Annotated in this window: 8 protein-coding genes; 7 read left to right on the forward strand and 1 reads right to left on the reverse strand. The window is 71.4% G+C overall.

Annotated features, from left to right (window positions below):
- Positions 1–42 precede the first annotated feature (42 nt).
- The 6 genes from thiS (at position 43) to VGW35_26240 (ending at position 5,488) form a co-directional block, all read left to right on the forward strand.
- Positions 43–246: a sulfur carrier protein ThiS gene (thiS, locus tag VGW35_26215; protein HEV8311174.1), complete on the forward strand. Its 204-nt coding sequence runs from the start codon at positions 43–45 to the stop codon at positions 244–246.
- A gap of 30 nt (positions 247–276) precedes the next feature.
- Positions 277–1,065, forward strand: coding sequence for a thiazole synthase (locus VGW35_26220; GenBank protein ID HEV8311175.1), 789 nt, complete (start codon positions 277–279; stop codon positions 1,063–1,065).
- Between the two features lie 7 nt (positions 1,066–1,072).
- Positions 1,073–1,708, forward strand: a complete 636-nt coding sequence (gene thiE, locus VGW35_26225) for a thiamine phosphate synthase (GenBank protein ID HEV8311176.1) — start codon at positions 1,073–1,075, stop codon at positions 1,706–1,708.
- A 22-nt stretch (positions 1,709–1,730) separates the two neighbouring features.
- The gene (locus VGW35_26230; GenBank protein ID HEV8311177.1) at positions 1,731–2,564 is read left to right on the forward strand and encodes a cobalamin-binding protein; all 834 of its coding nucleotides are present in this window, start codon (positions 1,731–1,733) and stop codon (positions 2,562–2,564) included.
- A 133-nt stretch (positions 2,565–2,697) separates the two neighbouring features.
- The gene (gene tldD, locus VGW35_26235) at positions 2,698–4,146 is read left to right on the forward strand and encodes a metalloprotease TldD (protein HEV8311178.1); all 1,449 of its coding nucleotides are present in this window, start codon (positions 2,698–2,700) and stop codon (positions 4,144–4,146) included.
- Positions 4,147–4,150: 4 nt separating this feature from the next.
- Positions 4,151–5,488, forward strand: coding sequence for a TldD/PmbA family protein (locus tag VGW35_26240; GenBank protein HEV8311179.1), 1,338 nt, complete (start codon positions 4,151–4,153; stop codon positions 5,486–5,488).
- Between the two features lie 183 nt (positions 5,489–5,671).
- Here VGW35_26240 and VGW35_26245 read toward each other — a convergent pair whose 3' ends face one another.
- Positions 5,672–7,903, reverse strand: coding sequence for a fused MFS/spermidine synthase (locus VGW35_26245; protein ID HEV8311180.1), 2,232 nt, complete (start codon positions 7,901–7,903; stop codon positions 5,672–5,674).
- Between the two features lie 67 nt (positions 7,904–7,970).
- Between VGW35_26245 and VGW35_26250 the strand changes: the two genes are divergently transcribed.
- A complete protein-coding gene (locus VGW35_26250; GenBank protein HEV8311181.1) occupies positions 7,971–8,834 on the forward strand; it encodes a glucosamine-6-phosphate isomerase in 864 nt (287 codons plus the stop codon).
- The last annotated feature ends 236 nt before the right edge of the window (positions 8,835–9,070 follow it).

The raw sequence follows: 9,070 nt of genomic DNA on the forward strand, positions 1-9,070 counted from the left end.
CGTTGACGGACCGCACCGTGCCCCGGTGCGGTTTTTTTGTCGATGCGCATCGTCGTCAACGGGGAGCCGAGGGACGTCCGCGAGGGACTGACGCTCGACGGCCTGCTCCAGGAGCTGGGCGTGCGCCGGGACTACACGGCCGTCGCGCTCAACCGGGAGGTGGCCCGCCGAGCGAGCTACGCCTCGACAGTGCTCCGGGAAGGAGACCGGGTCGAGGTCGTCCATCCGATGGCCGGCGGCGCCTGAGGGGCGACAGCAAGACAGGAGGTCAGAGCCATGTGGGACGAGCCGTTGGTGCTGGGGGGCCGCTCGTTCCGGTCTCGACTCATCGTCGGCACCGGGAAGTACCCCTCCTTCGATCTCATGCGCCGGTGTCACGAGGTCTCCGGCACCGAGATGGTGACGGTGGCGGTGCGTCGGATCGATCTGTCGAAGCAGGGTGAGTCCCTCCTCGACTTCATCGACACGAGCCGGATCACGCTCCTGCCGAATACCGCGGGCTGCTACACGGCCGACGAGGCGGTACGGACCGCGTACCTGGCGCGGGAAGCCGGCCTCGGGGAGTTCATCAAGCTGGAGGTCATCGGGGACGAGAAGACGCTCTTTCCGGATGTCCAGGGGCTCCTGGAGGCCACCAAGACGCTCGCCCGAGAGGGCTTCGTGGTGCTCCCGTACACGAACGACGATCCGGTGGTGGCCAAGCGTCTGGAAGAGTCGGGGGCGGCGGCCGTCATGCCGCTCGGGGCGCCGATCGGCTCGGGGATGGGCATCCGGAATCCGTACAACATCCGGATCATCCTGGAGGCGGCGGCAGTGCCCGTCATCGTCGATGCCGGCGTCGGGACCGCCTCCGACGCAGCGGTCGCCATGGAGCTCGGCTGCCATGGCGTCCTCATGAACACGGCGATCGCCCAGGCCAGGGACCCGGAAGCGATGGCCGAAGCGATGAAGCTCGCGGTGGAGGCCGGGAGGCTCGCCTCCAAGGCCGGGCGGATCCCCCGCAAGCTCTACGCCACGGCCTCGAGCCCCCTGGAGGGCATCCCCGACTGGGCGCCCGCCCCGTGAGGGCGGGATGCCCGGGCTGGACTTCCGCCTCTACCTGGTCACCGACCGGCACGCGACCCGAGGACGACCTCTTCCGGGCCTGATCGAGACGTGCCTCGACGCGGGGCTGCGCGCGGTCCAGCTTCGTGAGAAGGATCTCGTCGGCGGCGCGCTCCTCGCGCTGGCCCGCGAGCTCCGCCGGCTCACCGCGCGGCACGAGGCCCGCCTCCTGGTCAACGACCGCGTCGATGTCGCGCTGGCGGTGGAGGCCGACGGAGTTCACCTTCCGGGCGGTGGCCTCCCGCCCGATGTGGCCCGCCGCCTCCTCGGGACGGGGCGGCTCCTCGGCGTCTCCACCCATTCGCCCGCGGAGGCGGCGGCCGCCGGGTCCGGGGGGGCCGACTTCGCCGTGTTCGGGCCGGTCTATGACACCCCCTCCAAGCGACCGTACGGCGCCCCGCTGGGGCTGGATGCCCTCGCCGACGCCTGCCGGCGCGCCCGGGTGCCGGTCCTGGCCATCGGCGGGGTGACCGCCGCCTGCGTCCCCGAGGTGCGCGCGGCGGGCGCGGCCGGTGTCGCGGTGATCCGCGCGCTGCTCGAGGCCGAGGACCCGGCGCGCGCGACCAAGGAGCTTCTCGAGGCCTGCACGCGGGCGTGGCGGTGACCGATCTGATAGGATTGGCGCCGTGTACGGGACGCCCCTCGCCCCGTTTCCCCAGCGGATCGTCTGCCTGAGCGCCGAGACGGCCGAGATCGCCTTCGCCCTCGGCGCCGGCGATCGGGTGGTCGGCGTGACGGGGACGGCGACCCGTCCGCCCGAGGCCCGCGAGCGCCCGAGGGTCGGCGGCTTCACCACGTTCCGTCTCGACAAGATCCTCGCGCTCCAGCCCGATCTGGTCCTCGCCTTCTCCGATCTCCAGGCGGACGTCGTCCGCGATCTGGTGCGGGCCGGGGTCGCCGTCCTGGCTCTCAACCAGCGCAGCCTGGCCGGAGTCTTCCAGGCGATCCTCGTCATCGGCGGGGCCCTCGGGCGGGAGGCTCCGGCGCGGGACCTGGTGGCCGACATGCAGGAGGAGATCCGGCAGATCCGCGAGTTCTCGAGCGTGTGGCCCGATCGGCCCCGCGTCTACTTCGAGGAGTGGGACGACCCACCGATCGCGGGCATCCGGTGGGTTTCCGAGCTGATCGAGATCGCCGGCGGCGAGGACATCTTCCCCGAGCTTCGGGGGCGACATGATGCCTCGGGCCGCCGGGTCGATCCTGCCGAGGTGATCCGCCGCGCGCCCCAGGTCATCGTCGCCTCCTGGTGCGGGAAGCGGGTCGACCTCGACACGATCCGGCGCCGCCCGGGCTGGGAGGCCCTGCCGGCTGTCCGCGAGGGGCGGCTGTACGCCGTCCCCTCGGACGACCTCCTCGCTCCAGGTCCTTCCCTCCTCCGGGGCCTCAGGACGCTCCACGAGATCATCCAGGCCCACGTGGCCGGCGAGCCGTTCACCGAGACGGCCGCCGACCAGCCCTAAAGAACACCCGCAGTAGTCGCATTATAAGTCAGTATATCTGCAGGCCTAATCAGGCCACGTGTCCGGGTCGCGGCGCTGTGGTACCATGAGGGGGGTCTGGCCCCCTGACACTTCTGAACCCGGGAGATCCCCCATGGCAGCGACGCGAGAGCTTGCCCAGCCGGAGCGCTTCTTCGCCGACCGGTATGGCCTGACCCAGAGCCGGCTCGAGGGGCTTCTCGGGGTGGCTGCCGGGCGGGTGGATTACGCCGATATCTTCATCGAGCACCAGATCAGCGAGGACTTCCTTCTCGAGGATGGGGTCGTCAAGAAGGCCTCCCGGACGCTGAGCCAGGGCGCCGGCGTTCGGGCTCAGGCCGGGGTGCGGACCGGGTACGCCTACACCGACGATCTGGCCCTCGAGCACCTCGAGCTGGCGGCCCGCCAGGCGCAGGCCATCGCCGAGCACCCGAGCGGGTCGGCCGTCGTCGCGGTTCCCGGGCGCGGGCGCCCCCACGACCTCTACCGCCTGACCGAGCCCCCGGTGGACGCCGCGCTCGCGCGGAAGGTGGATCTGCTCCGGCGGATCGACACCCTGGCCCGGGGATCCGACCCGCGGGTGCGCCAGGTCATCGCAACCCTCTGGAGTGAAGAGCAGGTGACCCTCATCGCGACGTCCGAGGGGTGGCAGGTGGGGGACGTCCGCCCGCTGACCCGCCTCAACGTCACGGTGGTCGTGGACGAGAGTGGACGCCGGGAGATCGGCGGCTACGGGGGCGGGGGCCGGGTCGGCTTCGACTTTTTTCTGGACGCCGAGCGCTGGGCCCGCTTCACCCGCGAGGCGGTCCGCCAGGCCATCCTGAAGCTCGCCGCCGTCAATGCCCCGGCCGGGACCATGACGGTGGTCCTCGGCCCCGGCTGGCCCGGCATCCTGCTCCACGAGGCGGTGGGCCACGGGCTGGAAGGTGACTTCAACCGCAAGGAGGTCTCCGCCTTCACCGGAAGGCTCGGCCAGAGGGTGGCTTCGGAGCTGGTGACGGTGGTCGACGACGGAACGATCCCCAACCGCCGCGGGTCGCTCAACGTGGATGACGAGGGGACGCCCACGGGTCGCACCGTGCTGATCGAGAGGGGCATCCTCCGGGGATACATGCAGGATCGCCTGAACGCGCGCCTCCTGGGCATGCCGCTCACCGGAAACGGCCGGCGCGAGTCGTTCCAGCACCCGCCGATGCCGCGGATGACCAACACCTTCATGCTCGCCGGCGAGGACGACCCCGAGGAGATCATCCGGTCGGTGTCCCGCGGGCTCTATGCCGTGGCCTTCGGAGGGGGTCAGGTCGACATCACCAATGGGAAATTCGTCTTCTCGGCGAGCGAAGCCTATCTGGTCGAGGACGGCCGGGTCACGGCGCCGGTCAAGGGGGCGACCCTGATCGGGTCCGGCCCCGACGTCCTCACGCGGGTGAGCCGGGTCGGCCACGACCTCGCCTTCGACGAGGGGATCGGGACCTGCGGCAAGGACGGGCAGTCGGTGCCGGTCGGCGTGGGGCTGCCGACCATCCGGATCGACGGGATCACGGTCGGCGGCACCGAGGTGTAGCGCGGTGGTCGATCGGCTCGAAGATCTCTTGCGTCGGGCCCGGGCTCAGGGGGCGGTCGAGGCCGACGCCTTCATGGTCGAGGAGGAGATCCAGACCGTCCAGGTCCGGATGGGCCAGATCGAGTCGCTGAAGCACGCCCGCGAGAACCGGTGCTCGCTCCGGATCTTCACGGCGACCGGCTCGGCCTCGGCGACTTCCTCCGACCTCTCGCCGCCGGCGCTCGGACGGCTGATCGACGAGACCGTGGCCCTCGCTCGCGTGACCCAGCGTGACGAGTACTCCGGGCTCCCCGCGCCGGAGACCCTCGCCCGAGAGGTGCCGGAGCTCGACCTGTGGGACCGCGAGGGGCACCGGCTGACCGTGGAGGCCAAGGTCGAGCAGGCGCGGCGGGCCGAGGCGGCGGCGCTCGAGGCGGACCCGCGTATCCGTAACTCGGAAGGCGCCGAGTTCTACGATCGGCAGGCCCGGGTGGCCTATGCCGTGAGCGGGGGGTTCGCCGGCCAGTTCCGCGTCTCCTCGTTCGCGCTCTCGGTGACGCCGGTCGCCGCGGACAACGGTCACATGGAGCGCGACTACTGGTACAGCGCCGCCCGGAAGCTCGGCGAGCTGGAGAGCCCGGAGGCGGTCGGGCGCGAGGCGGCGCGCCGGGCGTGCCGCCGCCTCGGGGCGCGGAAGCAAGCGACGGCCGAGGTCCCGGTGATCTTCGATCCCGAGAGCGCCGCCAGCCTGGTGCGCGCGCTGGCGATGGCGGCCTCGGGGCCGAGCCTCTACCGCGGGACCTCGTTTCTGGTCGGCCGGCTCGGCGAGCCGCTGGCGCCGCCTTCGGTGACGATCGTCGACGACGCGCTCCGCCCTCACGGCCTCGGCTCCCGTCCCTTCGACGGCGAGGGGCTCCCGAGCCGGCGAACGGTCCTGCTGGACCGGGGCGTGTTACAGAGCTATCTCCTCGACACCTACAGCGCCCGCAAGCTCGGCCTCCGGGCGACCGGCCACGCCGCCCGCGAGGGTGGCGGCGGGGTCACGGTCGGCTACACGAACCTCTACCTGGAGCCCGGGCCGCACGCGCCGGAGGCGATCATTCGCTCGGTGGATCGGGGCCTCTACGTGACGGAGCTGATCGGGTTCGGGATCAACTTCGTCACGGGGGACTACTCCCGCGGCGCCGTCGGGTACTGGATCGAGCGGGGGGAGCTGGCTTATCCCGTCGAAGAGATCACGATCGCCGGGAACCTCCGGGAGATGTACCGGGGGATCGAGATGATCGGCCGCGACCTCGTGTTCCGCGACCAGACGGCGGCGCCCACCCTCAAGATCTCCCGGATGACCGTCGCCGGCCACTAGGTCACTTCGGGGGGGTCTCGGAAGACCCCCCCGATGCCCCCCGTCGTGGCGGCGGCAAAGCCGCCGCTCGGAGCACTCCTCGATGCACCACGCACTCGATGGTCGGCGACTGGTTACGCCGACACACTGCCAGCCAAGATCGGAGGGGGTGTCGGAACACCCCCTCCGAGGCCCGAGGGACTGTCAGTTGACGACCGGCGGCGCGGCCGTCCCCGGGCGGGCCGCCCGCCATCGAAACACCCGCACGATGCTCGAGTAGTCGTCGGTCCAGACGCCGGCCGGCGGCTCCAGCCGCGGCGGCTGCCAGCCGGGGTCCGTCGCCAGCGAGCCCAGGTCCCCGGCCTCGCGCGCCATCGCCCCCCACTTGGACGGGAGCTTCCCCCGGGCCCGCTCCGCCTCGGTATCGACGGCGTCGTCCTGGACCAGGCAGAGGAGCCCCGCGTCGCGCGCGAGGGCGCCCAGGACGGGCTCGAGGTCGAGATGGCGGTTGGAGATGTTGAACGCCAGGATTCCGTGAGGGGCCAGGCGCTCCAGGTAGAGCCGGAGGGCCTCCCGCGTGAGCAGGTGAACGGGCGGGGCGTCGGAGCTATAGGCGTCGAGGACGATCAGGCCGTAGCGCTCGCGGGCGGTCTCGAGCGCCAGACGGGCGTCACCCAGGACGACCTCGACCCGGGGCGGGCAGTCGTGGAGAAAGGTGAAGTGCCGGGGGTCACGCGCGATGCGCTCGACGGCCGGATCGATCTCGTAGAAGCGCCAGCGCTGGTCGCGCGCTCCATGACAGGCGATGGAGCCGGTGCCGAGCCCGACGACGGCCACGGACCGTGGGGCGTCTCCGGCGCGGAAGGCCGCGAAGACCTGCGCCACGGGACCGTCGGCGCTGTAGTAGGCGAGGGGCTCTTGCCGGCGGGCCGGGTCGAGGCTCTGCATCCCGTGGAGTGTGGTGCCGTGGAGGAGGAGCCGGTAGCGCCCGGCGGGGTCCAGCGTGACCCGGTGCACCCCGAAGAAGGTGCGCTCGGCATAGAGCAGGCGACCCTCTTCTCCCTGGTAGGTGGTGGCGGCCAGCAGGATGGCGCCGATCCCCAGGCCGAAGCGGAGCGGCCGGCGCGAGAACGTGAAGCAGAGCAGCACGAGCCCGCCGAAGACCAGGCCGATGTGGGCGCGAGTGGCCGGGGAGTCGCCAGCCTGGACCGCGCGGATCGAGGCGAGCGCCAACAGGCCGAGCGCCGCCGGCAGCGCGACGTCGAGGATGCGCGCGCGCCGCGATTCGGGGGCCGGATGCGGACGCGCGGCGAGGAGACAGGCGAGAACCAGCATGAGCGGGTACTCGGCGACGCTGGTGAACAGCACGGGGGCGATCAGCGCGGTGGCGACCCCGCCCAGCGCGCCTCCCACCGAGATCCAGAGGTAGAACTCCGTGAGATGCCGCGGCGGCGGACGGTCGGCGGCCAGGCGGCCGTGACAGACCATGCCCGCCACGAACAGCGTGAGGAGGTGAGGCGGGATGACCAGGGCGAGCGGTCCGGTGGCGCGGGAAACGAGGACCATCACCAGCGGCAGCATCGTGATCGGGAGGGCCTCGACCATGAGCCGGTGGGAGATCGGCGGCTTGCGGGCGAAGACCAGGATGAAAGTGAGGAGGTAGACGACGAGCGGGATCACCCACAGCAAGGGGATGGCGGCGATGTCGGCCGAGAGGTGCGTCGTCACGCTCAGCATGAGGCTCGACGGCACGAAGGCCAGGAGCACCCAGCGAAGGCGCTGGGCGATGCCGGGGGGGGGATCCGTCGAACCGGGAGGGCGCGCCTCGGGGAGTCGGGCGCTCGCGGGCTCCCGCCACACGGCGAGGGCGCAGCCCAGCGCGAGGAGCGCGAGCAGGGCATAGCCGAGGGTCCAGAGGCGGCTCTGATCGGGGAGACGCAGGTACGGCTCCACCACGAGCGGGTAGGCCAGGAGGGCCAGCAGGCTCCCGAGGTTGCTCGCCGCGTAGAGGAAGTAGGGATCGGCGGCGGCGCCGTGAGTGGTGCCGGTGAGCCACTTCTGAAGGAGCGGGCTCGAGCTGGAGACGACGAAGAACGGGAGCCCCACCGACACGACCAGCAGCGCGAGCAGCCAGGGGATCGGATTCTCACTGCGCGGCGGCGTCCAGCCGGCCGGGATGCCGAGCGGGAGGACCAGCAGCGGCAGGGCCACCACGGCGAGATGCAGCGCGGCCTGGCGGCGGATCCCGAGTGCCGCGGTCGCGACGTGAGCGTAGACATACCCGGCCAGCAGCGCCGTCTGGTAGAAGACGAGGGCCGTGTTCCAGACCGACGGCGAGCCTCCGAGGAGGGGCAGCACCATCCGGGCGAACATGGGCTGGACCAGGAACAAGAGGCTCGCGCCGAGAAAGATCGTGGTCGCGTAGAGGATCAGCACGGCATGGAGCGCTCGGTGTCAGGGTGCCTGACAGGGTAAGCTAGGATCGGAGCAAACGCCTAGGATTATGGCGAGCCCACACCTCCGGCCCGACCCTCTCGCCGTCCCCAAGGAGCTCCTGGGCCGGGGCTCGCCGATTTCGCTCACCGTCATGCCCGACCACGAGGCCGTCATCGCGGCCTTCGCCGAAGACCTCCTCGCCGAGTACCGGCGCGGGCGGCAGGCCGGCCGCCGGCCGGTCGTGTTCATCGTGCCGGTGGGTCCGGTCGGGCAGTTCGAGCGTCTGGCTGGGCGGTGCAACGCCGAGCGGATCAGCCTGCGGGACCTGGCACTCATCAACATGGACGAGTACCTGACCCCGGACGGCCGCGACTGGATCCCGACCTCCGACCCGCTGAGCTTCCGCCGGCACATGGACGCCCGCCTCTACGACCTCCTGGCCCCGGAGCTGGCGCCGCCGTCGGGCCAGCGGGTGTTCCCCGACCCGCGGGACCTCGACGCCGTAGCGCGGGCGATCGCGGGGTGGGGCGGCGTGGACGTCTGCTTCGGTGGGATCGGCATCACGGGCCACCTCGCCTTCAACGATCCGCCGGAGCCCGAAGAGACGACCTCCCTCGCGGAGTTTCGGGTGCTCGGAACGCGGGTCGTCCGCCTCAGCCGGGAGACGATCGTGGTCAACTCGATGACGGCCGCCCGGGGCAACCTCGATCGCATCCCGAGGCTCGCGGTGACCGTGGGGATGAAGGAGGTCCTGGAGAGCCGGAAAGTGCGCATCTACATGAACCGGGAATGGCAGGCGGCGATCGTGCGGAAGATCCTGCACGGGCCGGTGACCGAGGCGGTCCCGGCCTCCCTGCTCCAGGAGCACCCGGACGTGCGCTTCACCATCGCGGAGTACGTGGCCGAGCAGCCGGAGCCCGGGCTGCGCTGAGCGCCGGGACCCCTCCGGCTCGGCCCGTCCGGGTGAGTTGAGACTCTGGCTCGGCGGCGGTAAGCTCACCGTGACCTTGCTGAACGGGCACCGCAAACGACTGATCGAGCTTGCCGCCAGGTACCGCTTGCCCGCAGTCTACGAATTCAAGAACTACGTCGAGGACGGCGGGCTCATGTCCTACGGCCCGAGCATCAACGAGATGTTCGGGCGTATGGCGAGCTACGTCGATCGGA

The sequence above is a fragment of the Candidatus Methylomirabilota bacterium genome, assembly GCA_036005065.1.
Classification (GTDB): Bacteria; Methylomirabilota; Methylomirabilia; order Rokubacteriales; family DASRDR01; genus DASYQW01.

Bases quoted from the DNA above. Each gene is read 5' to 3' on its own strand.
- thiE (HEV8311176.1), top strand. From the start codon at position 1,073: ATGCCCGGGCTGGACTTCCGCCTCTACCTGGTCACCGACCGGCACGCG.
- tldD (HEV8311178.1), top strand. From the start codon at position 2,698: ATGGCAGCGACGCGAGAGCTTGCCCAGCCGGAGCGCTTCTTCGCCGAC.
- thiS (HEV8311174.1), top strand. From the start codon at position 43: ATGCGCATCGTCGTCAACGGGGAGCCGAGGGACGTCCGCGAGGGACTG.
- VGW35_26250 (HEV8311181.1), top strand. From the start codon at position 7,971: ATGGCGAGCCCACACCTCCGGCCCGACCCTCTCGCCGTCCCCAAGGAG.
- VGW35_26220 (HEV8311175.1), top strand. From the start codon at position 277: ATGTGGGACGAGCCGTTGGTGCTGGGGGGCCGCTCGTTCCGGTCTCGA.